General features: G+C 50.7%; 15 protein-coding genes and 4 pseudogenes. 8 read left to right on the top strand and 11 right to left on the bottom strand.

The window, feature by feature from the left end:
* Positions 1–7 precede the first annotated feature (7 nt).
* The gene (locus tag M8013_RS05355) at positions 8–8,590 is read right to left on the bottom strand and encodes a GH36-type glycosyl hydrolase domain-containing protein (RefSeq protein WP_271266774.1); all 8,583 of its coding nucleotides are present in this window, start codon (positions 8,588–8,590) and stop codon (positions 8–10) included.
* A 499-nt stretch (positions 8,591–9,089) separates the two neighbouring features.
* Between M8013_RS05355 and M8013_RS05350 the strand changes: the two are divergent.
* The 3 pseudogenes from M8013_RS05350 to umuC form a co-directional block, all read left to right on the top strand.
* Positions 9,090–9,549 (top strand): annotated as a pseudogene (locus M8013_RS05350) (transposase); the annotation flags it as partial.
* Positions 9,543–9,848, top strand: a pseudogene (locus M8013_RS05345) (DUF4113 domain-containing protein); the annotation flags it as partial. The pseudogenes M8013_RS05350 and M8013_RS05345, both read left to right, overlap by 7 nt.
* Positions 9,849–9,894: 46 nt before the next feature.
* Positions 9,895–10,918, top strand: a pseudogene (gene umuC, locus M8013_RS05340) (translesion error-prone DNA polymerase V subunit UmuC); the annotation flags it as partial.
* A 2-nt stretch (positions 10,919–10,920) separates the two neighbouring features.
* On the opposite strand, the gene M8013_RS05335 reads toward umuC, so the two are convergent.
* The 7 genes and pseudogenes from M8013_RS05335 to umuD form a co-directional block, all read right to left on the bottom strand.
* Positions 10,921–11,589, bottom strand: a complete 669-nt coding sequence (locus M8013_RS05335; protein ID WP_271266773.1) for a hypothetical protein — start codon at positions 11,587–11,589, stop codon at positions 10,921–10,923.
* Between the two features lie 280 nt (positions 11,590–11,869).
* Positions 11,870–12,283 carry a TetR family transcriptional regulator gene (locus M8013_RS05330; protein WP_271266772.1) on the bottom strand — a complete coding sequence of 138 codons (414 nt, stop codon included), beginning with the start codon at positions 12,281–12,283 and terminating at the stop codon, positions 11,870–11,872.
* Positions 12,273–14,096: a tyrosine-type recombinase/integrase gene (locus M8013_RS05325; protein ID WP_271266771.1), complete on the bottom strand. Its 1,824-nt coding sequence runs from the start codon at positions 14,094–14,096 to the stop codon at positions 12,273–12,275. Before M8013_RS05325 ends, M8013_RS05330 begins: the two co-directional genes overlap by 11 nt.
* A gap of 20 nt (positions 14,097–14,116) precedes the next feature.
* Complete coding sequence (locus M8013_RS05320; RefSeq protein WP_271266770.1) at positions 14,117–15,727, bottom strand: hypothetical protein; 1,611 nt, start codon at positions 15,725–15,727, stop codon at positions 14,117–14,119.
* Positions 15,728–15,737: 10 nt separating this feature from the next.
* Positions 15,738–16,895, bottom strand: a complete 1,158-nt coding sequence (locus M8013_RS05315; protein WP_271266769.1) for a tyrosine-type recombinase/integrase — start codon at positions 16,893–16,895, stop codon at positions 15,738–15,740.
* A 72-nt stretch (positions 16,896–16,967) separates the two neighbouring features.
* Positions 16,968–17,069: pseudogene (locus tag M8013_RS05310) on the bottom strand (Y-family DNA polymerase); the annotation flags it as partial.
* Positions 17,069–17,491: a translesion error-prone DNA polymerase V autoproteolytic subunit gene (gene umuD / locus M8013_RS05305; protein WP_271266768.1), complete on the bottom strand. Its 423-nt coding sequence runs from the start codon at positions 17,489–17,491 to the stop codon at positions 17,069–17,071. The pseudogene M8013_RS05310 and the gene umuD, both read right to left, overlap by 1 nt.
* Before the next feature lie 237 nt (positions 17,492–17,728).
* Between umuD and M8013_RS05300 the strand changes: the two genes are divergently transcribed.
* From M8013_RS05300 to M8013_RS05290, 3 genes are read left to right on the top strand one after another with little or no spacing between them, the layout of a single operon-like run.
* On the top strand, positions 17,729–18,748 hold the full coding sequence (locus tag M8013_RS05300) for an ABC transporter substrate-binding protein (RefSeq protein WP_271266767.1): 1,020 nt from the start codon (positions 17,729–17,731) through the stop codon (positions 18,746–18,748).
* A 52-nt stretch (positions 18,749–18,800) separates the two neighbouring features.
* Positions 18,801–19,793 carry a FecCD family ABC transporter permease gene (locus tag M8013_RS05295; RefSeq protein WP_418939524.1) on the top strand — a complete coding sequence of 331 codons (993 nt, stop codon included), beginning with the start codon at positions 18,801–18,803 and terminating at the stop codon, positions 19,791–19,793.
* 8 nt (positions 19,794–19,801) lie between these two features.
* Positions 19,802–20,548, top strand: a complete 747-nt coding sequence (locus M8013_RS05290; RefSeq protein WP_271266765.1) for an ABC transporter ATP-binding protein — start codon at positions 19,802–19,804, stop codon at positions 20,546–20,548.
* A 98-nt stretch (positions 20,549–20,646) separates the two neighbouring features.
* Here the strand turns inward: M8013_RS05290 and M8013_RS05285 are convergent, their stop codons facing one another.
* Both M8013_RS05285 and M8013_RS05280 read right to left on the bottom strand, forming a co-directional pair.
* Positions 20,647–21,279 (bottom strand): glutathione S-transferase family protein, encoded by a 633-nt coding sequence (locus M8013_RS05285; RefSeq protein WP_271266764.1) that lies wholly within the window; start codon positions 21,277–21,279, stop codon positions 20,647–20,649.
* A gap of 226 nt (positions 21,280–21,505) precedes the next feature.
* Entirely contained in the window at positions 21,506–23,071 is a 1,566-nt protein-coding gene (locus M8013_RS05280; protein WP_271266763.1) for a methyl-accepting chemotaxis protein, read from the bottom strand.
* 416 nt (positions 23,072–23,487) lie between these two features.
* Between M8013_RS05280 and ompC the strand changes: the two genes are divergently transcribed.
* Both ompC and ymcF read left to right on the top strand, forming a co-directional pair.
* Positions 23,488–24,618 carry a porin OmpC gene (gene ompC / locus M8013_RS05275; RefSeq protein ID WP_271266762.1) on the top strand — a complete coding sequence of 377 codons (1,131 nt, stop codon included), beginning with the start codon at positions 23,488–23,490 and terminating at the stop codon, positions 24,616–24,618.
* 221 nt (positions 24,619–24,839) lie between these two features.
* Positions 24,840–25,040, top strand: a complete 201-nt coding sequence (gene ymcF, locus M8013_RS23690) for a cold shock small protein YmcF (protein WP_472925658.1) — start codon at positions 24,840–24,842, stop codon at positions 25,038–25,040.
* A gap of 112 nt (positions 25,041–25,152) precedes the next feature.
* Here the strand turns inward: ymcF and M8013_RS05270 are convergent, their stop codons facing one another.
* Positions 25,153–25,488: a hypothetical protein gene (locus tag M8013_RS05270; RefSeq protein WP_271266761.1), complete on the bottom strand. Its 336-nt coding sequence runs from the start codon at positions 25,486–25,488 to the stop codon at positions 25,153–25,155.
* Between the last annotated feature and the right edge of the window lie 145 nt (positions 25,489–25,633).

Genomic DNA, 25,633 nt, shown 5'->3' with positions numbered 1-25,633 from the left:
GCCAGTGTCAGTTCTGAACAATTTCAACGGTATGGGTTTGTCCATCATCCAGCAGAGGAATTCTGTCGTCTGGCAGAACGACGCCATCCAGTGTGACCTGATATTCCTCGTCACCGCGTGAAACCCTAATCTGATAATGGCTTTCGCCATGTTGATATGTCATAGCAAAAGACGGCCACTCATCCGGCAATCGCGCATGCAGGGTAAAATCCGTACCGGAACGTTTTATCCCCAGTAACTCCTCTGTAAGAAGTCGGTAGGCCCAGCCTGCGGAACCGGTGTACCAACTCCATCCGGCACGTCCGGTATGTGGTGCGACGCTGTAGACATCGGCACTCATGACATACGGCTCCGCTTTATAAATGGCTACGCCTTCTGCATCCAGTGTGTGGTTTATGGGGTTGATTATCGACCACAGTTGCCACGCGCGCGCGGTGTTTCCCATTCGGGCAAATGCCATCACGGCCCAGATGGCGCCATGCGTATACTGCCCCCCGTTTTCCCGGACACCGGGCAGGTACCCCTGAATGTAACCCGGATTTGGCCCGTGCCCATCGAAAGGAGGGGTTAACAGTTTAATCAGCCCACCCTCATTATCCACAAGGTACTTGTCCAGCGCCTGCATGGCCCGGACGCTACGGGTCGGGCTGGCGGCGCCGGACAGTACAGACCAGCTTTGGGCGATCGCATCAATCCGGCAGTCCTGTGAGGCTTTCGACCCCAGAGGCGTACCATCGTCAAAATACGCGCGACGGAACCATTCTCCATCCCAGGCGTGTGCGTCGAGATTTTTTTGCAGGCGCAGGGCCTGCGAACGGCAGATCAACGCGATACTGTCATCCCGTCTGCGCTCCGCCAGCGCCGCAAAACGCTGCAAAATGTCATACAGGAAAAAGCCCAGCCAGACGCTTTCACCTTTACCTTCAATGCCGACCCGGTTCATGCCGTCATTCCAGTCACCCGCCCCGATCAGCGGCAGACCATGCACCCCGAACCTCAGTCCATGCTGAATTGCTTTGACGCAGTGTAACCATAGCGTCTCTTCGGTATCACTGATCACAGGGGTATCGTAGACAGACTCTTCACCAGGCTGGAGCGGACGACCTTCCAGATAGGCTATGCGAATGTCCAGCACGTCGATGTCTCCCGTCGTTTCCACATAGTGGCAAACTGCGAGCGGCAGCCAGAGATAGTCATCAGAACAGCTTGTGCGTACGCCGTTGCCATGGGGAGGATGCCACCAGTGTTGTACATCCCCTTCGAGAAATTGCCGTGATGCGCACAGCACTATCTGGTCGCGCATCCGGTTCGGATCGGCATGACACAGTGCCAGCGTATCCTGCAACTGATCGCGAAAACCCACTGCCCCGCCGGACTGGTAGTAACCGCTGCGAGCCATCAGGCGACAGGCTACCGTCTGGTACAGCAGCCAGCCGTTGACCAGTAAATCAACGCTGGTGTCGGGGGTAGTGACCACGATTTTATCCAGCACATTGTGCCAGTGGTGGTGAACCCGGTTCAGTTCCTGGCGGACCGTCTCCTCATTAAGATAGTGAACAAGCGTCTCCTGAGCCCGGGCAGGCGTTTCCTCTGCGCCAAGGACAAAAATAAACGTCCTCTGGTCACCATCAATGAACGTGGCCGCTGACTGTACCGCCCCGCAGGGATCGAGACCGGCACCTGTTTTACCCGAGAGTTTGCGCAGTTTCATGGCGGAGGGATTTTGCAGAGAACCATTACGGCCAATAAACTCCCGGCGATCCCCCGTCAGGGAATTGTCACTCCCGCTGACGGCAAAGAATGCAGTCCGCCCGCTACCGTTATCACCATAAAAGTTGTTCGCCATCACACCGCAACCGCCGGGGAGACTGGCCATGTGCGTCACGATGTGGGGGGCGGAGCGGGTTCGTGATTCCCCGAGCGTCCACTCGACATAACCGGTGATGGACAGTTTGCGTGTGCGCCCCGAATTGTTACTCAGCGTCAGGATCGCCACTTTAACCGGCGCTTTTTCGGCAACCAGCACTGTCAGTTCGCTGTCTATACCGCTCTCCCGATGGGCAAACACACTGTAGCCAAACCCATGGCGCGCCAGATAATCCCCCCTCCCGCGAACAGGCAAGATGGTCGGTGACCAGCACTCACCGCTCTCGTCATCGCGCAGATAAAACGCTTCACCGCTTCGATCGCTCACCGGATCGTTTTCCCACGGCGTTAACCTGAATTCATGGGCATTTTCAAACCAGCTATAGGCCTGCCCCGCCTCCGAAATTACGCTGCCGAAACAGGCATTTGCCAGTACGTTTGACCAGGGGGCCGGTGTTAACTCGCGTTCTCTGAGGACAATCTGATATTCCCGGCCGTCCTGAGAAAATCCACCGAACCCGTTGAAATGGCGCAACTGGCTGGTATCGGGTGACCAGTCTGTATGTTGATTACTCTCCGGCACCTTGTGCGGAATGAATGCCCTGGCCGGTGGTTTTAACGTATGAATACGCTGATTAAGCTGTTCATTAAGCCCGCCCGCACGGTCATCGAGATAAAGACAGGCCACGCTCATCAAAAGCAACTTATCTTCGGCGGAGAGATGCTCACCAACACGGATAAAAAGCCCGCCCGCTTTATCCAGCAGACTGGCTTCGGAACCGGCATAAATTAAATCCATAATCTGATTTTGTAATCCCTGCTGGTAACCCCCGGGGCTGTTATTAAGGACCACTAAGTCCACCTCCAGGCCTTTCAGCCGCCAGTACCGGTGTGCCTGAATGAGGGTAGTTACGTCGGCAATACACTCCTCGCTGGTAACGCTGAGCAGGACTATCGGCAGATCCCCTGAAATCGCCCACCCCCATAGACCGGACTGACCGCGTCGGTTACGGCTGATAATCTGGCTCTCTGCGCGCAACTCCTGGCGGGGGTAAAGTACTGCGCTGGCAAGACGATTAAACAAGGTGGCATCATCTTCACTGGCGTTCATCTGGCGTAAGACCACCAGACTATGAGACCAGGCCAGCTCAAAAACGCGATCAGCGATAGGATAGTCGCGATACTTTTCCAGCAACGCCAGACTTTGCTGGCGACTTTCGCTAATGCCATAAACGATATCAATTGTGACCGGCTGGCCGGGCTGCAGAGTGATAGCGTGGCGTATCGCCAGAATGGGGTCCAGCACGGACCCCGACGTGTTGCTGAGCGCCCCGCTTCCGCCGATCGCCAGAGCATCCTGAGGACCTCTTCCGCGCCCAAGAAATTTCGCCCTGTCCGTTTCAAACGAGACGCTTCTGGAGTGATCGCCGCGCACCACCATCATGTGAAACAGGCAGGGACTCCTTTCGTTCGGTGAGCGCGGGCGCCGGTGGCAAAGAATGGCGTCACGCTCAGGATTAAGCTCAGTCTGAATAAACAAATTGCTGAACGCGGGATGCGCCCGATCGCTGGCGTCAGGCGCCAGGACCACTTCGGCATAGGTAGTCAGTTCCAGCACGCGCGGCAGGCGGCCCCGATGAACCAGGGTGAGCCTCCGCAGTTCAATATCATCCTCCGGTGAGACCACAACCTGGGTTTTAACGCTGAGCGCCCCGAAGAGGCGTCTGAATTCAGCGCCTGCATCGGTAAATATGACTTCCTCTTCATGTCCGGTCGCGTTGCCTGTCGGTTGCCAGGTATTGCTCCATACCTCGCCTGTTTGCATATCACGGATATAGCAGAATGCCCCCCAGTTATCCCGGGTGGTATCACTGCGCCAGCGCGTAAGGGCAATATCGTTCCAGCGGCTATAGCCCCCACCTCCTGTGGTCAACATCAGGTGATAATGGCTGTTGGATAACAGCTGAATTTCCGGGGCCGGGGTGTCTACCCCGTTGAAAATACGGGGTTCATAGCGAACGGGTTTGACCCTTCCCTCATGAGATTCAAAATGTCGGCGCGGGCTGTAAAGATCGACCGAATCCGGCACACGCTCCTGTAACAGCAGACTCGCGGACCGGAAGACGGTACTGGACATGAACCGCTCTGTCATCGGGGCGTCAAGCAGCACGTGGGCCAGCGCCTGAAAGGCCATACCCTGATGATGCGCCATCCAGGACTGCACCACCGCAAACAGTTGACCGGTTGCGAGGCGTGAGGGGGTATAGTCCAGCGCTTCATAAAAACCGTATTCGCCGTGGGCGCCAGTTTTCTGCAATCTGAACAGGTTTTCACAGGCTTTCTGTGGCGCGACCAGCAGCGCCAACAGCGTGGCGTAGGGTGCGACGACCATATCATCGGCAAGCCCCCGACGCAGTCCGAGGCCAGGCACGCCAAATGCCTGATATTGATAATTTCGCTGCACATCAAAAGCATGATAGCCCGATTCTGATACCCCCCAGGGTACCCCGCGCTCTTTGCCCCAGTGTATCTGGCGCATCACTGCAGACTGACTCATCTCATCAAGCAAACTAGCGGGCAAGGTGGGCATCACCAGATTCGGCATCAGGTATTCAAACATCGAACCGCTCCATGACATCAGGGCAGTTTCATTATCAATGGTGGTAAACAGCCGCCCCAGCGCATACCAGCTTTTCAGCGGCAACTGATTGGTCGCAATGGCGAGAAAACTAGTCAGGCGGATTTCCGATGGCAAAAGATCGTAGTGGCTCTTGTCGGCCGTATTCGTGTCGCAGTTATAGCCGACGCAGAGCAGACTGGTTGCTTCACTGTACAGAAAGGCGAAATCCATCCGCGCATGTTCATCCAGCCGCTGTTCAAGCTCGGTGATAATTTTCAGCCGCATTTGTGCATGGGCCGACACAGACGCCGGAGGGGTCCCTTCCCCGGTAAAGGTCGCGCGGGCAAGCCAGTTCAGCGTCGGCAGCGTCTGTTCATCCCAGGAGGGGGGTAACCAGCCGAGCAGGAGTGACCATTCGTGGCAAAGCTGGACCAGCTGATGCTCCAGATGCCTTGTCCAGCGCAGCAGAAGGGGATTTTCCTGATGACATTGCGCGGTCAGATGGTTGCACTGGGTCCGCATTTTTTTCAGCTCGCTGAAAAGCGCTGGCGGACGCAGCAACACGGTGCTCAGACAGTGTTTACGCAGCAGTCGAAGGCTGGCAGGTGCACTCTGGCCCCACTGTTTCTCCAGAATATCCAGCGTATCGTTCAGCCCGGCCAGTACCTGTTCGGGGTTTAAAACAGGCTGATGTCGCATGGCGGACAGCCCTTCACGCAGGGTCAGTAAATGACCGGCCATATTGCCGCTGTCGACGCTTGAAACATAGCGTGGGCTGAGTGGGGCCAGCGTACGGGTGTCATACCAGTTATAGAGATGACCCCGAAAGTGTTCCATTTTATCCAGGGTGTCGAGTGTGAGCGTCACCCGCTGCAGTACCTCTCCGCCGGGCAGGTAGCCAAAATCCCAGGCCGTCAGGTTGGCCATCAGGGAGAGGCCAATGTTGGTGGGGGAAGTACGATGAGCCACCGTTGGTTTCGGTATTTCCTGATAGTTATCAGGCGGAAGCCAGTTCTCATGCTCCGTGACAAAGGTTTCAAAAAATGCCCAAATTTCGCGGCTGGTCTGGCGTAACAGCTGTTTTTGCTCCGGGTTCGGCGCAAATGCCTTACGCACGGGCTGGCGGCTCAGCCAGCTCATCAACAGGGGAGCCAGACACCATAGCATCGTGATCGGCAAAGCGATCGCCAGCAGTTGCGGTGCAAAATGTACGGTCAGCATCGTGAGTGCCACTCCACCCACGATGTTCAGCCACATCGCCTGATAAAAACGACCAGGCGAAATTCTGACCTGATTGCTGTCCAGGCCGTGGCTGGTCCACTGAATCAGGTTGCGGTGGCTTACCCTCATACGCCATAGCGTCACGCCAATCGCATACATCGAATATCCGGCTTCGTGCGGGAGTATGGCAACATTCAGCCCGATACCCGACAGGCGTTTCAGCGTTACAGTAGCGACCCGCAACAGATGCTGCTTCAGGGGGCGACGAAGGGGTTTATGCAGGAGGTCACAGGTGATGCTGAGTATGGCAGGCAATAGCCATATCAGCGCCAGCACGCCAAGCCAGTAAAAGGTGTTGGGCGCCCATAGCAGGGTGAAAAAGAGCAACATCAGTAAAGAGGGTGCGACCAGACTGCGACGCAGATTATCAAGTAATTTCCAGTAAGAGAGCGCGGACAAGGGATTGTTATCCAGGGTTCCATCCGCTTTTCTGACGCGTGGTTTTAACCAGTTCAACAGTTGCCAGTCTCCCCGGATCCAGCGTGTACGACGTGCGACATCCGAAAGATAGTTATTGGGATACTGCTCGTAGAGTAAGACCTCACTTAACAGCCCCGATCGCGCGTAGCACCCCTCGAGTAAATCATGGCTGAGCACCAGGTTTTCAGGGCAAGTGTTGGCGGTGGCCTCAACAAAGATATCGACATCATAAATCCCCTTGCCTACGAACGATCCTTCCCCAAAGAGATCCTGATAGATATCGGACGACATCATTGAATAAGGGTTATTGCCCGGGGCGCTGCTGCGCATAGCGGCATAACGCCCCTGGCCGTTGCGGGGCATCTCCTCCGCCAGGCCTGGCTGCAGAATGCCGAACCCTTTGACCACCCTGCGGCGTATCGGGTCATACACTGGTTTGTTGAGCGGATGCGCCATCGTCGCGACCAGTTTATGCACCGTGTCGCGTGGCAGAACCGTGTCACTGTCCAGCGTGATGACATATTTAATGTAACCCGGTAAAAGCTCCGCTGGCAGGTCGGCCACACTGACAAATTGCGCCGCAGGCTGGCGCAACCAGCTGTTCAACAGCGCCAGTTTTCCCCGCTTGCGTTCATAGCCCATCCAGGTTCCCTGAGCAGGGTTCCATTCAGGTTGCCGGTGGAGCAGATAAAAGCGGGGACGGCGGGATGGATAGCGCCGGTTAAGCGCCTGTGTGTCGGCGATCGCCTGTCTGAGAAGGGAACTATTTTCCAGTGAAGGTTCATTTTCGGCATCAGCAAAATCGGTAAGCAGAGCGAAACAGAGGTTTTCGTTCTGGTTGCCCAGCCAGCACACTTCAAGACTGGTGAGGAGTTTGCAGATGCTTTCGTGACTGGTCAGCATGCAGGGGATCACGACCATCGTTGCCCTGTCTGCAGGAATACCGGCTGAAAAATCCATCCTCGGCAATGGACGTGGGACCCGAAAACGGGTGGTAGCCTCACTCAGCACATCGCTCACTAACTGGCTGAGAGCAATAACCAAAGGCAATGCCACAACAATCAACAACCAGTCCGCGCCCTGTAGTGCGGTTTCGTGCAATATCCCCGCCGTCGCGGCCGTGGTCAACAGGCCCAGGCTGCCCAGCCATGACAGAAGGGATATACGATTGAAACTGTGCCGCAGACGAATGAGCGCTGACGTGTCAGCCGACAGATCAATTTCAAGCTGCTGACGTCCTTCGCCGACCAGATAATAGCCAATATGATGCTCCGGCGTGCCGGGAGCATTTTCCCCGGTAAGAGCCAGTACCCGACTGGCGACCTCAAGCTCACTGAAACCACTGTCTCGTGCCAGAATCTCAATCACATGGCGGTAATGATCCCGCGTATCAAAGTGCATTTCGGGATAGATACCGGCAGGATCATGGCGTAATGCCTGTTCGACGACGCTTATCGCCTCGGCGAAATCAGCCCAGTTAGTTTCGCTCAGTAAACGCAACCCGGCGATGCTGTTACTGACAGAAAGCTGGCTGGCAGCAAGCTGTTGATTGAAAATATGAATCAGAGCTTCGGTTGTGACACCTTGTTCGGCGAGGCACTGGTCAACCCAAGTCAGAGGTAACGACAACGCATTGCCATGCCCCTGCAGGCGCCGCACCAGTTCTGCGACAAATGCACTGCTCAACGGAGGACGGGAGCGCGCCATGTCGGCAACCACCATGATTAAATCAGCCGGGGCACTCTCTGCACATTCGAAAAGCCTTGTTATCCACGTATCTGCCAGATTTCGTTCTCGCTGCGCCTTTACCACTTCCATACTGATACGACGAAGATTTTCAATCAGTGCCAGGCGCAACATACCCGGTAAGGCCCAGACTTCGCCTAATGTCAGAGGGGTCACCTGCTGATAGGCCGTGATATAGCTGGTCAGGCTGGCGGTGTCCCAGCGGCCATCACCGTGGGCGATAGCCTCTGAAGCAATATCGTAAATTCGTGGACAGTTCTGTGGCGAAATCAGCGACGGAAGACCCTTGCCGAAACTTTTCGGTAAGTGCTGGCGAACGATACGGATTTGTTCCTCAATCAAGTAGTAATTATCCAACAGCCACTCCCCGGCGGGCATGATACTCGTTTTTTTCCCAGCATTGATTTCGTAGCAGTTTTGCGTGATTGCTGCCTCGTTGTTGCCGAGCCGTTTCAGGAGGTAGTAAGGCAGTTTGTCTGGGGATAATCGATGAGTATGCGCCAGTTTCTGGCCGTAGCGCTCCATCTGAGCTGTCGAAAACAGTTCTGCGCGCAGATTGTTTTCACCTACGGGATCGTTAGCCGGAAACGTGACGCGTCCGGTAGTATTCGTCGTAATACGGGAGCGGTTAAACCACGCCCTGGGGTTCATTTTCATAGCGTTGCTCTGATGCGACATTGGCGCGCAGGAGCAGTTGCGAAATCAGTTCAGAAACGTTCTCTCAGGATGGGCGTAAGGCATCAGGGATTTAACATCTGCTGGAATATGACTTAATTATAGGACACCGGATTTATGTGTGACGGGATGTCAGGGATTAGCGTGTTGAGACAAACAGGGCCTTACATCCCGGGCAAAGCAATGTCTGCTTACGGCGAAGTTTGGAGGCAGAGTGAGATTAACGTAAGCCGCAAACAGGGCATATGATGGAAGACATCGATACGCCCCCGATGAACTTCATTGCATGAGCGATGATAGACATGATGATTAACCTTTCAATGAATGTACATCACCCTACCACGAGAGGTTAAAATTTAATCAATTTAATATGCATTATTTACTGCCCCCGTGCCGTTCGTCCTATTGGTAAACAGATGACGTGGACTGACCCCGCCCCGGTAGACGATCCTGCCCTATAGTTTGAGCATAGGAGGAGCGTATGGGCACACCACGATTTATACCTGAATTTAAGGAAGAAGCCGTCCGTCAGATAACGGAACGCGGTTATTCCGTCGCCGAAGTTTCTGACCGGCTGGGCGTTTCAGCACACAGTCTCTATAAGTGGTTGCGGGCTATTAAACCCGATAACAGCGAGCAGCATGCCCGTGATTTACTGGAAGCGAAAAGCGAGATCCTGAAGCTCAGGGCCCAACTGAAGCGCACTGAGGAAGAACGGGATATCCTGAAAAAGGCCGCGCGGTACTTTGCAAGGGAGCCCGACTGAAGTACCGCTTTATCAATGAGCACCGCACTGTATGGGGTGTCATGACGATGTGTCGGGTGTTGTACGTTGCCCGGGCCCGTGGCTGCATAACCCGGTCTCCGCTCGGGATAAAGATAACCAGCGTCTGCTGACGCTTATCCGTGACTCATATTCACTGAGCGGAGGCGTATACGGTTAGCCATGCGTTCGCTCGACCGCATTTGGCTGGATGGCCGACGTTACATGAAAGCAGGTATCGCCCTAGGTGATTTTACGCTGAATGGCGTTACTCAACTCAGCCTTTTTAACGAGAACAAACCAAGAGCGCGAAGTGTCCAACTAATGAAGGTGCTGGATGGCATCAAACAGTCCGGGTTGGGTAATGTGTGGTTTGCGGGGCAAGGTGTAAATACAGAATGGAAAATGAAGCGGGAAATGCTTAGTCCGGCATGGACTACACGTTGGGGCGATATCCCGATAGCACTCATCCGATGAAGCAGCTTCCGGAAGCAAAATGTTGTCCTCAAAGGTTGCTTTTCTATTCCACATAAATGCCGATCTAAGTGAGAGAGTTATGCAGACGCTAACTGCAATATCTCCTTCGATCGAAGTTTATTCAATAGACGAAGCCTTTGTTAATTTATCTGGGGTAATAAACTGCATGCCATTAAGTGATTTCGGTCATGAAATGAAAAACAAAGTATTTAAAAATACAGGTTTAACTGTGGGAGTTGGTATTGCGCAAACAAAAACATTAGCAAAGCTAGCTAACCATGCAGCCAAGAAATGGAGTGGCACTGGTGGCGTTGTCGACTTATCGAATATTGAACGTCAGCACAGGTTGCTGGCACTTACCTCTGTTGAGGATGTGTGGGGTGTTGGTCAGAGAATTGGGTATTAATACAGCACTTGACCTGGCTGAAAGCTCATTATGGGTAATAAGAAAACACTTCAACGTTGTTCTCGAAAGGACTGTTCGTGAACTTCGAGGTGAACAATGTCTTGAATTGGAAGAATTTGCACCAGCAAAATAACAGATCATCTGCAGTAGATCTTTTGGTAACCGAATAACTCAGTACTCAGATATGCACCAAGCAATTTGTGCTTATGCAGAGAGAGCATCAGAAAAACTGCGTAGTGAGCGCCAGTTCTGTCGTTTCGTCAGTGTTTTCCTTCGTACCAGCCCACGTGCAGATAATGAAGTATACTATGCAAATCAAGCTTCCATGGAGCTACTGACCCCTTCCAATGATACTCGTGACATTATAAATTCGGCTACAAACTCTCTGAAGAGGATATGGGTTGATGGCCATCGATATATGAAAGTTGGTGTCATGCTTGCTGATTTTTTTAGTAATGGCATGGCGCATCTAAACTTATTTGACGATAGTTCACCACGAAAAAATAGTGCAGATTTAATGGAGGCTATCGATCAATTAAATAACTCTGGAAAAGGAAAGGTCTGGTTTGCAGGGCAGGGAATCGAAAAAACCTGAGCTATGAAACGGGAGATGCTTTCTCCCGCTTATACAACTCGATATTCAGACTTACCAGTGGCAAGGTGAAATTATTTAGGAACGCTACGAGGGAAGTAAACAGCCTCTGGTGAGTGCCACTCACGTTCACCACGGTCACGAAAATCAGCGATAGCGTTTTCGATGACTTGCTGACTTAAATAAGGTGCATCAACAATCATTTGCAAGCCTAACCCATAAGCGTAATCAGGTAAAAACTTATAACCACAGTGAATAGCAGGAGGATCATTAATCACTATTTCAAGCTCTCGTTTTTCAACAAATTCAAAAAGTGTAAGATCACCGAAAACATCATATTTGCATGCTTCACGGTGTGCTAATGTATGACTGATTATTTTCCCCTGCGGATTATAATTAGGGGATGTGTTTATTTTAAATTCATTTTCACGTTCTTGCCTAGTTAACATCTCGCAGGCTTCATCGAATACACGAGAGTGATACGCATCTCTGAAAGCCACTTGTGCGATGATAATTTCCGCATTCCAAAAGTCAGCAGGATCTAATCCGGTGAAATAGATATCACTCCACTCCCAAATACGTTCAGGTTCATCATCAGACTGAGTAAAGTCACACTCATCATAAAATATGCCACCACAGCGGTGACGTTCATTATGGATAAGGTTTTTCAGATGAATAACTTTCTGACGTCGACTACGTCGTGAAAGGGAGGAAAAAATGCGGTGTTTACGATGATAAGACATAAAGGCCCACAGTAAGCAGGGAGAAGCCCAGCCGATCAGGCTACCAGAATAAGGCATTAATTCATACTATCTTCCGTCGACAAACCACTATAGCCATGGGTTTATAGTGGTATATAGTTATAGTTCCGAAACTGCTCTAAAAGCAACCTTGGCATCGGCTTCCACCTAACCTGCTCCCTGCCTAGATACAGGAGCCCATTGCAAGGGTTTTCATAGAGTCACCTGCTCGTCATAAAAGATCCGATTATTAAGCCCCAATGACACAGACAACTAATAAAGCCTATCTACGAGGCTTGGAAGAAATGGAAACAACATCCCCACTATAAACTGCCCTCAACTCGGCCATTTCGAACAGCAGGCGTTGATTTACAGAAGCAATTCGGGCTAACTCCTCTAAAAGCTGATCGTTCTCCACACGGAGAGCCTTATTCTTTTCCTTTTCAACCATCAGCGCTTGATGTTTCGAATCACGCTGGGTGCGCACTGACTTGCCCATGATGATGCGAATTCTCTCCGCCACCGCTGGGTAGGTGTTATGGATGAGGCTGGGTGTAACCGCTGCCGCTCGGGCAACTGAGGCGATGGAAATCTTTGCGTTACCTTCGACAAGGTCATCGATAGCTTTATTTAGGACATCTAGCGTCTTTGAGCGCGAACGGACAAGAGGCTGCCGCCCAGTGAACTTAATTGTCATTCTCAGCCTCGCCGGTATCGTCATTGATAGGAGGCAGGCCTAAACTCGTGATGACATCTAGTGCAACCTGCAAATCGCGCTCTGCCCGCTGTCTTACAGCAGGCCCAGCATCTTCGATTTTGAGCAACTCCTGCTGTTGACAGTATATGTTCTTCCACGTATCCGCGAAAAGCTCATCAATCACCGCGTTTTTACATGTTGGGCAGCGTGTTGCCTCGTATAATCCAGCTCCGCCACAACCTCGCTCTGTTGCAATACACCAGCCGTGTCCGGTCGCACGAATGTTTGCATATGGGGCGGTTTGGGCAAGCAATGCGGCCCTGTCTTTGATAGGAATAGCTCGCATCTTGACGATTTTTTTACCTGCACCACCTGCCAAAGGCTGCTCATCGAGCCATGATTCGATCAAATCAATTTTATATTCTGTCATCTGCTGTAAGATTTCATCAAAAAGTGCCAAGTCTTGCTGCGGGTTAGATGCATACAGTTGGGTCATGCTCATGCTGCTGTGTTTAAACTGCCATTTGAGAAAAATAAGCGAAGTTCTTCCAATTCGGGACTCCACAAAGCACCTTGCATATGTTCTTCTGCATTGATGTGTCCTCAATGGCCAATCGCTTCCAGCTGCTTTAGCTATACGAGCAAATGCAGCATTTGAACCTGCACCGCTGAGTGCTTCAACGTGAAAGCCTTTCTTAATTTTCCCCCCTTGGCTGTTTCGTCCCAAAAATAGTTTCTTCGAATCCTTTCGAGCTTTTTCGAGCCTAAGAATATGTTCAGTTGAATTCGAATATTTCTGATTATTTGCAAGCAAACTAATCTCTTGCTCCAACTCCTTTCTGATAGGCGCGGAATATCTTGCCAAAAGACTCAGAGCTTCAAATGTCAGCTCCGGCACAAGATACTCGACTCGCCCTTTGCCTGTTTTATGCTCGATTGTGGCTACCCAGCAAAAGGTGACTCCATTTTTTAACTCCTTACGCCAAGCACCGACCTCAATTCCAATAGCCTCGTCATTGCGCATACCGCTACTGATTGAAACTATATAAAGTACAGCATCTCTACAACGAATTGACATCTGTTCATCGCTAGGATGATATCCAATGCCACTAACAGCCAACTCAGTCTTCATCTCTTGGACAATTTTTTCACAATAGTTGAAGATCCTAGATTGTTCATCAGGAGGAATTATATCCGTTCGCCCAACGTTTTTATTGGCTGCTTCTAACCCTTTTATATTGGCAACTCCGCAAATCCGCCATAATGTCGACCTCCCCCAAGGATAACCTTTAAGGGGAAACATCATATCGGTAGAAAATACCCAAAGAAAATCAATAATCCGTAATCGTCCATATAGCGGAAGAGGTCTTAATCTCAACTCATTTTTGCAATAATGAACGTAATTGCTGATATGGATTGGACTGATTTCTGCAAAACTTGAAACTCCCAAATTATTTAACCAGCGGATAAAAGGCATCACGCTGGCAACAGCAAAAGTAGTGATACCTCGTGCGATGGGAGGTTTAGACCCAGGCATTCCTCTCTTAAACCAAGCATAAGCAACAGCTTTACTGTCATCTATGAGAGCCAGAGGCATGCTCATATCCCAGTTGATAAATTTGAAGCAGTGAGAAACGTTCGCCTGATCAAAAAACGGGCGCAAATCCCACTGTGGATCACCAAAACGGCTGAGAACCAACGTTTCGCCATCTTCATTAACTATTGCGCTGATCACAATTGCATTCCGCTCTGCAGTAGTTAGTCCATTAGCTGTAGCTGGCTGGGCGATGAGGACATCATATGCTTTCAACATTGCATTAACGCTTCTTGCGTTCAAATTTCACCACCTAATTTTTTCCTCATGAACTCGATCTTTTTACTCCAGAATAAGTGCGGAGAGGATTCAGCTTTGGCCCTTGCTTGCGAGACCAATGCAAGATCAAACTTTCGGGAAGTGAAATCATCTATCGCTCGAATAAAATTAAACTGCCGCTTGTGCCATGCGTTCCACTCATCAGTTAGAAAGTATTCGACTTCGGAATATAAAAATTGTTGGTAGCTAAACAGCCGATATAAATCATCCAGAGTTCCGACAATTACAAAGCTAGGACAACTGAGACAGTGAATGAACTCAGAACAATGATTGATACCATCCTTAGGAGCCAAACTGCCATAAAAGCTGTCTTTGCAGCCGCCTAGTGGAGTCGGTGTAATTGAGGTGCCACGAAGCTTGTCAGGGAAAACCTCACCAACGAAAATTGCACCTTCGGTCTTGATTTCATCGTTTATTTTTAAATAATGGTTATCAGCAATATGTGGAGAGTGTCCCATGATAGAAGACACTTCGATTATGTCCCCACCACTCAGTTTCCACAGGCGACTTTCCATTGTTTTCCGCAGACGACTAAGTGTGACATTTAGTCGATTTCCCTGATCATTTTTGAGTGTATGACGCTCACAAATACTTTTGCTACACACATACAAAGCACCCGGCGTAAGAGCAACAATGTTTTTCTCACCCCCACGTTTTCCTGAACGATATAACCATATATATGAACTGATCTCTTCTGATGCCAGTTGCACAAGCGGTTCGCTGATTGCAAGCGCCTTATTTAAAACTGCAACCCCATCAAGTGGAATGGAGCTATATTCATCTAGCAGATTTGTTTGACGTATTGTTTTGCTCTGAGCACCTTTGCCACGGCGCTTGAGCGTGTTTATTAGTTTAAGATTTGGCAGAAACGGATGTGGTGTTAATGCGTCTCTCGCCATCTCTAATAATGGTGTGGTATTAAGACCGGATCTTGCAGCCGTGATTAACAGCAGCACTGTCATTTTCTCAGCATCATTACCACGAAATGTGCCCTTATAGATATCGATAAAATCGGACTTTAATGCACTGAGCAACCTTTGCATCTCACCCATGGAAAGCGGATCTGCATCTTTTGTATTCTGCGCATTGTTAGGAAACGGATTAGGTGGTAGGAGATTGTCAAGAACGTTTGCTATAAACCCATAATCTGCCAGGATAATAACCAGTGATTTAAAACTTGTATAACAATTCTTAGCCGTCGAACCGTTTGGGTATTTAAGTTTTAGCCAGGATATATAACGCTCCATGTGGCGTTTTGTTAGTGCACTTGGCGTAGCAGGTGGCGATTCAATTAAGTCCCCACTTAAAAATTTCAGAAAGTTTCTCAATCCTGTCACAGAGTACCCAATTAATGTGGCGACAGCGAAGTTTCCTCCTTGTAATAATGCCCTGATAACATGAATGCTTTGAATTGCCCAAGCGTCGAAACCCAGACCTAGGTATTGAGAATGATCAATCTGCCTGTGATTTCTCGGGTTTCTTGGTAAGTCAATTCTGATATTTTCACCGGCAGGATCTAATTTTTTAGTGCCGGGTTGCAGAGCTGCCTTATAGTTCTTTTGCTGAGCCAATATATTTACCTCAGTCGTGATTGATGGAGGTAGCCATAAACATCATGTCAATTTCATCTTCATACGCAAGAACGGATTGAGCTTCCAGTTGATTGATAAGATGCAAATAGATCATCGTTGTTTGAACATCTGAATGCCCCAGCCGATCTCTGACATACATTAGTGGCTCACCTTCAAATTCTTTAGTTTTTCGAAGAGCAAGCAAAGTATAAGTTCCATAGGTGTGACGCAGCATATGGGCACGCACATAGAAACCGCACTTTCGTTCGTAGGACTTCATAATGTCTACGACAGCATCTTTTGAGTATTGCCTTCCTTCATTTGTCAGTAATAACGCGGTAACATTTCCATCGCCACGGGAATTACGCATCTCCCGCTGATGAAGGGAATAAGACCACAGGTCTTCCATTAGCGACCAAGGCAAATCAATGATTCTGGGTCGATCATACTTAATTTGCATATCTGAAGGGTCAAGAGCAACGCTTATCATCTGCCCACGGCGCAGCCCATTCTTTAACCTAGGATTAAACACATATTTGAGAGGAAAAGATCTGGCTTCACAGGAGCGAAGTCCAGTTCGCACCATGAGGTGGAACAGTATCTGATGGCTTGGGTCAGCATCTAAGGCAAGGCATACTTTGACTTGATCCTTAGTTAAGAATTTGGTCAGACGTTTCCGCTCGCGGACCATTATTGAGACCTTACTTCCTTCTTTTCCTTGTCGAGTGACATGGCTGAGAAGGCCGGAGTGGGGAACAACCCGACCCCTTTTTTCACTGAAGGGCAACATCTTTATAAGGTTTTGTTGCTTCGCCCAACGATAGAACCTCACGATTAAGGCTAGACGGTTGTTCACCGTGCGAGGATCAAGCGCAAGTTCGCCGATTGACCAATCTCTGTATCTCGAAAGAACGCTAAGGCCATGAGCTGGAGTTTCATCGTTCCAGGCCAACTTATTGGCTTCCAGAAAAGCATAATAGTCATACAAACGTCGACCATAAGCTTCCCAGGTAAGAGTGCTTAGTGATTCCCCTGACTCGATAAGGATGTGCCAAAGGAAAGACTGTGCCGGCTGAACTGGCCATCCATCTGATCCAATTAGCAACGGAAAGCCCTCAAATGAACGGCCAGCCAAGGCCAGGTCTTTTGTTGCAAATACAAGCCTCATATCACTCCTCAGACCATCAGTAATAAGATGATGTGAACAGCATAGGATTAACTAACGTTTCTCACCACTCAGATCGTTGTTACTTAAAACAATAACGGGTTTGCCTTGCAGATCGGGTCTGAAAACCGTCTCACAAGATGCATAAAATGAATTCACATCAACCAGGGCAAACATCATTTGTACCAGGTTTTTATCGCATGCTTGACCACGCCGAATATTTCAAATTGGTCGACATCCGCAACGGGAATTATCGAGTAATTCGCATTCATGGGTTTGAGATGCAGGTAAGGGCGCAACATCAGCTGTTTTACCGTGAATTCTCCAGAAAGGGCGGCCACGACGATATCACCGTGTTCCGCTTTAAGGGAGCTGTCGACAACCAGCATATCGCCGTCGTTGATACCGCCCTCGATCATTGAGTCGCCGCTCACTTTTATGAAGTAGGTTGAACCCGGATGACTGATCAGCAATTTGTTCAGATCAATACGCTGCTCAACGTAGTCCTGCGCCGGTGATGGGAAACCACAAGGGACGAGGCTGTTGAATAAAGGCAGCTCAAGAACGGGGCAGACTTCTACGGGGTGATAAAAAGACATAATCAAATCCTTTAGCGGATACTGTATATAAATACAGTATCCGCGATCGAGTGATTTGATCAAGGCTGAGCGGGCGTCTTTTTTGAAAGTGGTTGGCAGTAAAGCGATTTTAATATTCAGGCTGGCGTAACTGACTAATGAATCGACTGTTTTTCAATCAGCTTGCGGCAATATCAGGTTTGTTCTCCGCTGCATTATGTGTATTATGTTATAACATAACATGTGCAGGGTTAGAAAATGTTCATAAAGAAAGTGTTGCTGCTGTCTGCGCTTATTACCGTCTCCACCCCCATTTTTGCGACTCAGGTTTTCCCGTTCACCCTCGAAAATTGCGGCATTAAACAAACGTTCACAGCAGCACCCGATCGCGTCGTCACCCTTGGTCAGCATGAAACCGAACTGCTGCTGGCGCTGGGGCTTGAGAAAAAAATTGCGGCGACCTCCGTCTGGTTTGGTGCATTACCTGATGCACTGAAAGCGCAGGGGAAAGATCTGCTCAAACTCGCGGATAACTCCCCCTCGTTTGAAGCTGTGGTTGCGCAAAAACCAGATTTAGTTCTGGCACAATATCACTGGCATGTGGGGCCACAAGGCGAGGTCGGTACGCGGGAACAGTTCGCTTCACTGGGCATCAAAACCTGGATCTCACCTGCTGACTGCGTGGGAAAAAGCGTCACTGACAGCTCAAATGCGGACGGGGCTCGTAGCACGCCCTTCTCGATGGAGGAAATTAAAAGGGAAGTCAGTGAACTGGCTACGATTTTTGCCGTACCGCAGCAGGGCGAAAAACTTAATCATGCCCTGACTCAGCGCATTGCGCTGGCGCAGAAACGTGCTGCCACACCCAATAGAACACCGCTTAAGGTGGTGTTCTGGTTTTCAAGTACCCGGCTGAATGGCGATCCCTGGGTGGCGGGAAATTACGGGGCACCGGGCTGGATCAGCAACACGCTGGGGCTTAAGAATATCATCGATTCCCATGACGAGTGGCCTGCCGTGACGTGGGAGCATATTGCCCAGGCACAGCCGGACATCATTGTCATTGCCGATATGGCGCGCCGGTTATATCCGGCCGACGATGTTGCCGTAAAAGAGGCATTTTTACGTAGCGATCCGGTGACCAAAAATATTCCGGCGGTGAAAAATGGACACCTCATCGTGGTGCCTGCCATGTCGCTCAACCCGTCGCTGCGCAATGTCGATGCGGTTGAGGCAATCAGCGAACAGCTGGCGACAATCCAGGCGAAACATGAATAGTCGCGCCCTGTACAGGCTCTTCTCACGCCCTCACTGGCGATATCACAGCATTATGGCCAGCGGAATACTGGCATTACCGCTGATGCTGATCTTCGCCGCTACCGTGGGTGATATGCCGGTATCGTATCTCCATGCCTGTAAAGCGATCCTCAATGGGCTGGGAATGACCCGGTACGATCTGCCACAAATAGAAGAAGGGATTGTCTGGCAATATCGCATGAGCAGGGCGCTGATGGCAGCCTGCAGCGGTGGCGGGCTGGCATTATGCGGTCTGGTGCTGCAGTCTATTTTGCGCAATCCACTGGCAGAACCCTACCTGCTGGGTATTTCAGCAGGGGCGTCGTTGGGTGCGGTATGCGTCATGCTGCTGGGCATCGGCGGCAGTACGCTGGGCGTCAGCAGCGGTGCGTTTATCGGTGCCTGCGGAGCCTTCACGCTGATTATGCTCATCACCCACGGCATGTCCGATAGTCCCCCGCGCATTCTGCTGGCGGGTATTGCCGGCACTCAGCTCTTTAATGCCCTGACGGCTTACGTTGTCAGCACCTCTGCCAATGCGGAGCAATCCCGCAGCGTCATGTTCTGGCTGCTGGGCAGTCTGAGTGGCGTGCGGTGGCCAGATGCGTTGCTTGCGCTGTGGGTGACGCTGGCCGGCCTGGTGGTGATCCTCATCTTTTCCCGGGCGCTGGACACCTTTACGTTCGGCGATGAAGTCTCTACCTCTCTGGGCATTCCGGTGACCGGTGTGCGGATAGTCCTGTTGCTCACCTGTGCGCTGGTCACGGCCGTGATGGTCAGCACGATAGGGGCAGTGGGCTTTGTCGGTTTAGTCATCCCGCATATCACACGTTTCATCACGGGGCCCGGACACGCACACACGATCCCGATGACCTTTTTGATCGGAAGCCATTTTATGATCCTCGCCGATATCGTTTCCCGCACACTGATTACCCATCAGGTATTGCCGATTGGAGTGGTGACGGCACTGGTGGGTGCCCCCGCCTTTGTGGTGATGTTGTACCGAAGCAGGGAGAAAAGAGGGTGAATATTTCAATGACTGGACTGGAAGTTACCCTGCAATCACAGAGGGTACTAAACGGCATCGATCTAACTCTGGGAGCCGGGCAAATTGTCGGATTGCTGGGGCCAAATGGTTCCGGGAAATCAACGTTGCTGCGTTGCCTCGCGGGGCTTTTGCCCCGACAGGCCGGGCATATCACGCTGAATGGCACGTCGCTCGACACATTGCCCCTGCGCACGCGCGCGAAACAGCTGGCATTTGTTCCTCAGCATTCCGAGGTCGACGACGATCTGTCCGTAGAGCAAATCGTCCGGCTGGGTCGTACTCCGCATCGTCAGCGGTTGTTTGGCTGGAACGGTGGCGATGAACAGGCCGTCGAGGAGGCCATCGCGCGGATGAAATTGTCCTGTATTCGCAAACGCGCCTGGAAGCAGCTTTCCGGGGGGGAGCGCCAGAGAAGCCAGATCGCACGGGCGCTGGCTCAGCAACCGAAGATTATGATCCTTGATGAACCCACTAACCATCTTGATATTCAGTATCAGCTGGAGCTGCTGTCCCTGATCGCGACGTTACCCATGACCGTGGTGATAGCACTCCATGATCTCAACCTGGCAGCAAACTATTGTCATCGACTGGTGCTGCTGAAGCAGGGAAAAGTGATTGCCAATGGTTCTCCTGAGACGGTGCTCACTCCGGCCATGATTGAGAAAGCCTGGTGCGTAAAAGCCAGCGTTCAGCGGGAAGATGACACATGGACTATTCGCTACAGCAAACAGTGACGTTAACGACGCCGCTTGAACAGCTACCGGTGAGCTGTTCAAGCGGGTTGCAGGAAGGCCACTGACTTAAACCGGGCGTGTCCGGTCTTATGTTCGCGTCAGCAGACGTCTGCTGACTCGATGGCATGCGCTTTCTGCCAGCTTGCCGTATTTCTGAGGCGCTGCGCGTAACGGCTAATGTTCGGGAAACGGCTACCGGCGTTCAGCTGTTCTACGGCGGTACTCACCACAAAACCCAGCATAATATCGGCGCCGCTCAGGCTATTGCCGATAATAAATTCCCGGGTCGCCAGCATCTCATCGAGGAAGCGGAACACTTTTTCGAACTCGACCTCTGCGTAATTCGCCAGGAAGTTAAGCTGGGTGCCGGTGTTTTCTTCGATACGGCCAAACACCTTCAGCAGTACCGGCAGCATGGCGGAGCTTTCGGCGAAATGGATCCACTGCAGGTAGTCAATGTATTCCGGGGAATCGGCGGCCGGTGCCAGATGCGGGGCATGATGTGCAATCAGATATTCAACCATGGCCCCCGACTCGGCGATGACTTTACCGTCAACGTCGATGACCGGTGATTTACCCAACGGATGGATCGCTTTCAGGGACGGCGGGGCCAGGTGCGTGACCGGGTCGCGCTGATACCTGACCAGCTCATACGGCACACCGGCCTCTTCCAGCAACCAGAGAATGCGGATGGATCGGGAGTCGTTGAGGTGATGAAGAGTTAAGCTCATGGTTTTCCTTAGGCTAATGCGGGCTCAGAGAGGGCGAACCGGTCGAGGCTTTATCCTGACAGCTTCGCTGCGTCAGCACCAACAACACGATTTTGTAACAGGCATAAATAATTTTATGGATGACAGCCCTGCCGCGGATCCCGGACCGATTTCATTCTCGTTACGGCATATGCGAAAACGCCACCGTGGCGGTGGCGTGCGGATAACAGGGTGAGGCGGGGGCGACTTATGCCGTCGCCATGCTGGCGTGATGGGTACGGAACACAGACACTGCCTCGGCCAATGCGCTTGCCTGTGATTCCAGGGAATGTGCCGCCGCCGCAGCCTGTTCAACCAGAGAGGCGTTCTGCTGAGTCACACCATCCATCTGCGATACCGCCAGATTAACCTGATCGATACCGGTGGCCTGTTCACGGGAGGCGAGGGAGATCTCCGCCACCGTGTCGGTAACATGTTTAACCGAGGTCACAATCTCGAGCATCGCCGCACCCGCACGTTTAACCTGCTCGGTACCGATGTTGACGCGGTTTGATGAATTCTGGATAAGGTCTTTGATCTCTTTGGCGGCCGTCGCCGAACGTTGCGCGAGTGTGCGTACTTCACTGGCGACAACGGCAAAGCCTTTACCTTGCTCACCCGCTCGGGCGGCTTCAACTGCCGCATTCAGTGCCAGGATATTGGTCTGGAACGAAATGCTGTCAATCATAGCGACAATTTCAGCAATTTTATTCGAACTGGTGGCGATCTCGTTCATGGTGGTCACCACTTCCGATACCGCTTTGCCGCCCGATTCGGCCATTTCGGAGGCCTTCAGCGCCAGCACGTTCGCCTGATGCGCATTGTCGGCATTTTGCTTAACAATAGAAGCCAGCTCTTCCATTGATGCGGCTGTCTGTTCAAGGGAGGAGGCCTGTTCTTCGGTACGCGCAGAAAGGTCTAAATTCCCGGCGGCGATCTCTCTCGAACCCACATGTATCTCATCCACCCCGGAGCGGACTTTGCCGACTAACCCTCTCAGGTTCTCCTGCATGCTGTGAATGGAGCGGAAGAGTTTGCCAATTTCGTTATTACCTGATTGGGTTAAGTTTAATGTTAAATCGCCTTGTGCCACGGTATCCAGGTGTTCAATGGCATGATTAATAGGTTTTAAAATAACATTGCGCAGGACATATAAAACGCCGGCGCTCATTAACAGCGCGAGCGCTAATCCAAGGCCCATAACCCAAATTAGCTGGCGATATTCAGTTTTTTGTTCAGCAACCAGTTCGCTGACGATGGTATTAACGCTTTTTTGATATTTTTCCAGGGCGGCAGAGAAACGGCCGCCGGCTTTATCAATCTGCGTGATATTAATATCGTAATAGCCCTGCACATCACCCGCTTTCAGCAGCTGTTCTGCCTTCTCAAGCGTGGCACCCAGGGCTGTGGCAGCCGCGATAAGCTCGCTGTTGATCTCGTCGTTGCGGCTGTTAACTACCGGAATAGCTTTGAATTTTTCCAGATTAGCCAGCATCCGCTGGTGGGTGTTCTGGATGTTGTTAAATACCCACGCCTCAGACTGTCCACTTTTAACAAGGCCGGCGTAGACCAGCGCAAAACCCGAACGGGTACGGGCTGAATCTTTATAGATATCATTAATAAGTATTACGCGGCGGTCAGCCTTATGGATAAAGTCAGTGGTACTGTTCGAGCGGTTCAGGGCAAAAAAGCCAACGGAAGAAATAGCGACAATTATTAACACGAAGATACATATTGCGCCTGACAAAGCCATCCGGACAGAAATGTTTTTCATTGAAACATCCTAAGTTGCAAGTTACATAAAATCCATGTGTTGCTGGTGATAATCTTATCGGCAAAAAATCAGAAAAACTTAATGCACTTTGTGAGGTCGGTTGCGGGTGGTATTAGTTTTTTATGCTGTTAATTTAAGATTGAGCAGGGAAGGGGTGTCGCGCTGTATGACGGTGGCAAACCGCGTAAACCAGAGTAACCCCCCCCGTCGCTAATAACCTTTTTTAATATTCGTGGCTTTCACAATATGTGCGTTTAAAAGCATGATTTAATTTCATCAAGAATTAACGATTCGTGCCCTGATAATTTAAATGTTTTACATGTTTTACATGTTTTTACATCGATGATAACTATATTGACCTGCAACGTTATATAGGGTTGCAAAATGGCAAGTGGCAAATACATCAGGGTATAAAAATGAAAATCAATAAAATGAGCATGCTGGTCAGCGCAGCAATGCTTAGCGCAACCGCACACGCAGCAGAAATTTATAACAAAGACGGCAATAAACTCGACCTGTACGGTCTGGTCGCTGCCGAGCATTACTTCTCTGATAATAGCAGCAGTGACTGGAATGGTGACCAAACGTATATGCGTCTTGGCTTCCGCGGTGAGACGCAGATTAATAGTCAGATTACAGGTTATGGCCAATGGCAAATGCACATTAATGCCAACGGTGCGGAATCGGAAAGTAATAACCCCCGGACACGTTATGCTTTCGCGGGTTTGAAAGTCGCGGATTATGGTTCTATTGATTACGGTCGCAATAAAGGCGTCTTGTACGACACGCTGGCCTATACCGATATGCAGCCAGAGTTTGACGGCATGACCTACGGCTCTGACCAGTTTATGTTCAGCCGCACCAACGGTGTATTAACCTACCGTAATACCGATTTCTTTGGCGCGGTAGAAGGGCTGAATTTCGCACTGCAATATCAGGGTAAAAATGACGGCGGCGGCGAACCGGGCGTACGCGACGTATTACGTCAAAATGGCGATGGCTTCAGCGCATCGGTTGACTACAATATTGGCGCTGGTTTTAGCGTAGCGGGTGCAATGATGAGCGCCGATCGCACCAGTGAGCAAAATAGCACCACCAGCGGTATTATGGGGCAGGGTAAGAGGGCCGAAGCGTATTCCGGTGCCATTAAATACGATGCCAATAATATTTATTTAGCCGCCATGTTTACCCAGGCCTATAACGCCTCACGCTTTGGATCGCATTCCAGTGATAGCGCATATGGTTATGCCAATAAATCACAGATCATGGAATTCTACGCGGGCTATCAGTTCGATTTCGGCCTGCAGCCGTTTGTTGCCTACGACGTTCTGAAAGGCAAAAACCTCGGTAAGGCCGCCACGGGGAATAGCTATGGCGATCAGGACTTAATCAGATATGTTGATTTGGGCGCAACTTATAACTTCAATAAAAATATTAACGTATTCGTCGACTACATGATTAACCTGGTTGATGAAAATAAGTTTACGCGTGAAGCCGGTATTAATACCGATGACGTAGTCGCCGTCGGCGTGGTGTACCAGTTCTGATAATGCACGCGGCTCGCATCGTGTAATGATGTTGCAACGCCAGCAGTATCTTAAAGACGTAGATACTGCTGGTCCAGTCTTTCACGATGGCGCTGTCTTGCCGATCAGATCACTCTTAATCCCTGCATAATTTAACGTTGCGAAAAATAAATTCCGGCGAAACGTTTCTTTTACACGATATATCCCTGGACGATGCAAGAGTGCGTTAAGGTGGTGATTCTATTCACCTGACTGGAGGGGATATCCCCAACATCAAATTCGAGTGCCCGGTTTGCAAAAATAAAAGGTTCCGCTTTACCTCTTTTGAATCCTCGCAAACCCAGCCTCATGGCGCAGTCTGCTCCGTTTGTGGAGCCCGACTTACCGCGCATTCATGCCTGCCGACTCCGCGACGGAGACGCTGGCCAAAACAGGTGGTTTAACAAGGGGGCCTCAGTTGGGGCCTCTCTGATGTTTTTCTCTGTTGTGATGGCACTGCATTTACCCGGCTTACCAAACCGTAGGCCCGTGCAAGCGCAGCGCCGCCGGGCAATGCTACTGACTCTCTTCCTCTTCACTTTCCGCTTCGCTCTCGCCACCAAAACTGAGCAAATCAGAGACTTTCATATTGCCGATGTCTTCGGCTTTCTGTTTAACGCTGTCGATCTGCTTATTAGTCTCTTCCGACAGGTTCGAGGCGATCGTCTCCTGGGTTGTCGTCAGCGCGCTTTCTTTGGCTTTTTGAACTTCGCTGTTGAAGGTATTTTTTAACGACTCAGCTGCCTGGGTGGTCTCTTCAACTTTGGCTTTCGCATCCTGCGAGAGCTCCATATCACAGCCCGCGAGCAGCAGGCTGCCAGCAAGGAGCAATGCCGGGGTAGGTCTTATCATGATGGTGCAGGCCTTATTTATCTGGACGTTTTTGCAACGTCCTTATGGGATGGTGATATTCACCGGCATGATGACACAGCCCTTTTATATCTGTTCGGGGCGAGAGGTAAGAAAGATTAAAGTTGGGTAAAGCCATTGCATGAGT

It is taken from the genome of Silvania confinis, from assembly GCF_025564085.1.
GTDB classification, from domain to species: Bacteria; Pseudomonadota; Gammaproteobacteria; order Enterobacterales; family Enterobacteriaceae; genus Enterobacter; species Enterobacter confinis.
This window is presented reverse-complemented; position numbering and strand designations above follow the sequence as displayed.